This window comes from Ruminococcus sp. CAG:379, assembly GCF_000434255.1.
Taxonomy (GTDB): Bacteria; Bacillota; Clostridia; order Oscillospirales; family Ruminococcaceae; genus Ruminococcus_F; species Ruminococcus_F champanellensis.
Genome location: NZ_FR894892.1, coordinates 17,153 through 19,127, shown reverse-complemented (window position 1 = coordinate 19,127; position 1,975 = coordinate 17,153). Strand labels below are relative to the sequence as shown.

General features: G+C 56.7%; 3 protein-coding genes and 1 pseudogene. 3 read left to right on the top strand and 1 reads right to left on the bottom strand.

All coding sequences use genetic code 11. From position 1 onward, the window contains the following. Positions 1-252 (bottom strand): annotated as a pseudogene (locus tag QVO51_RS06130) (radical SAM protein); the annotation flags it as partial. A gap of 146 nt (positions 253-398) precedes the next feature. On the opposite strand from QVO51_RS06130, the gene QVO51_RS06125 reads away from it, so the two are divergent. From QVO51_RS06125 to QVO51_RS06115, 3 genes are all read left to right on the top strand, one after another. Continuing rightward, positions 399-785 (top strand): metal-dependent transcriptional regulator, encoded by a 387-nt coding sequence (locus QVO51_RS06125; protein ID WP_022357659.1) that lies wholly within the window; start codon positions 399-401, stop codon positions 783-785. 247 nt (positions 786-1,032) lie between these two features. After that, on the top strand, positions 1,033-1,782 hold the full coding sequence (rlmB, locus tag QVO51_RS06120) for a 23S rRNA (guanosine(2251)-2'-O)-methyltransferase RlmB (protein ID WP_022357658.1): 750 nt from the start codon (positions 1,033-1,035) through the stop codon (positions 1,780-1,782). Positions 1,783-1,795: 13 nt separating this feature from the next. Further along, a partial coding sequence (locus tag QVO51_RS06115; RefSeq protein ID WP_288167922.1) for a hypothetical protein occupies positions 1,796-1,975 on the top strand: 180 nt, incomplete at its 3' end.

Here is a 1,975-nt window from a genome sequence, read left to right as displayed (position 1 = left end):
CTTGCCCAGCCTGCCGGCAGCGATCTCCCGGTTCTGACAGTAGACGCATTGCAGGGGACAGCCGGAGAAAAACACCGTGCCGGAGCCATGTTCTCCGCTGATGCATGGCTCCTCCCAGGGGTGTAGCGCTACCCGGGCGATCCGGATCTCATTGGTCATGCCGCAGGCACCCCGTTCTCCCCGGAGCCGGTTTGCATGGCATCGCCGGGGGCACAGGGTGCAGTCCTTCAAAAGCCGTTCTGTATAGGTCATAGGATCCCTCCTTGTCCTTAGTATAGCGCCGGTAAAAGGGCTTGTCAAGGGCAGCAGATCGTGGTATAATAAAAAAGAAAAGTTTGAGGCAGCGCATCCATTTACAGATAGAATTTGAGTTGCGGGGACACCCGGGAGGATAGAGTATGGCGAAATTGTATGAGTCCGGCGAAAATTATCTGGAAACCATTCTGGTGCTCCACAACCAGGGGAAGAATGTGCGTTCCGTGGACATTGCCACAGAAATGGAGTTTTCCAAGCCAAGCGTCAGCCGGGCAGTGGGCATTCTGAAAAACGGAGGCTTTATTGAGGTGGATCCCTCCGACGGGTTTATCACCCTGACCCCCGCAGGCAGAGAAGTGGCAGAACGGATCTACGAGCGGCACCGGGTGCTGACGGACTGGCTGGTGGGCATCGGGGTGGATGAGAAAACCGCCATGGAGGATGCCTGCAAGCTGGAGCATGCCATCAGCGTGGAGTCCTTTGAAAAGCTCAAGCAGCATTTGCGGGAAAAGCATCAACAGAATGTATAAGGCGACATGGCACAGGCGGTGCTGCTGTCAAAATGCCGGCATGGTTCTCACTGTGCCGGCATTTTTCTGCCTGTTTCCAGAAAATGCGGCGGCAAAAATTTTGTAATCGTCTTGTAATTATTCGAGCATTGTGCTATACTTAATTATAGGCATGTGTATGGACAAAAGAGCGGTTTTTTGCGAACTGCACAGAAAGAAATGAAACCGTCCCCGGGGCGGAAATAACAAATCGGAGGGAGCATGATTGATGCAGACACAGGAAAAAGACGAAGCCCTCATCATCGGGCGAAATCCTGTTTTAGAAGCATTAAAGGCGGAAGAACCGCTTGATACAATATATATGAACGGAACCGGCGGCAGTCTTGGCAGGATCTGCACCATGGCGAAAAGCCGGGGCATTGTGGTCAAGAACGTCACCGAACAGAAGCTGAGCCAGATGGCAAACGGCGCTGCGCATCAGGGAGTCATTGCCACCGGTGCCTGCGCCTCCTATGTGACCCTGGAGGATCTGCTGGATATTTCCCGGAAAAAGGGGACAGCTCCTTTTCTGATCGTCTGTGACGAGATTGAGGATCCCCACAACCTGGGTGCCATCATCCGTACCGCAGAGACCGCCGGGGCGGACGGGGTCATCATCCCCAAGCGCCGCAGCGCTTCTCTGAATGCCACGGTGCATAAAACCTCTGCCGGGGCGGCAAGCTGGCTGCCGGTGGCACGGGTGGCGAACCTGGCGGCAGCCCTGGATACCCTGAAGGAAGCAGGGGTCTGGATCTACGGTACGGACGCATCCGGTGATGCCTACGACAAGGTGGATCTCACCGGCCCCGTTGCCCTGGTGATCGGCTCCGAGGGCTTCGGCATGGGCAGACTGGTTCGGGAAAAGTGCGACTTTCTGCTGCGGTTGCCCATGTGCGGCAGGATCACCTCTCTGAACGCCTCCGTGGCAGCCGGGATCTTCATGTACGAGACCCTGCGGCAGCGGACGGCAAAGGCGTAAGGGGGGCGGTGTGATGGCAAAACGTGATCTGAATCTGGAGGATATCCTCAAGGAATACGACCCCAACGCCCCCAAGGAACCGGAACAGGCCGCCCCGGATGCTGCTCCCAAGCCGGAGCAGACCGGCACTCCCCTGACCCAGCCGGTGACCAAACCCATTACTCCCCAGACCCGGAAACGGCGGCAGGATAAG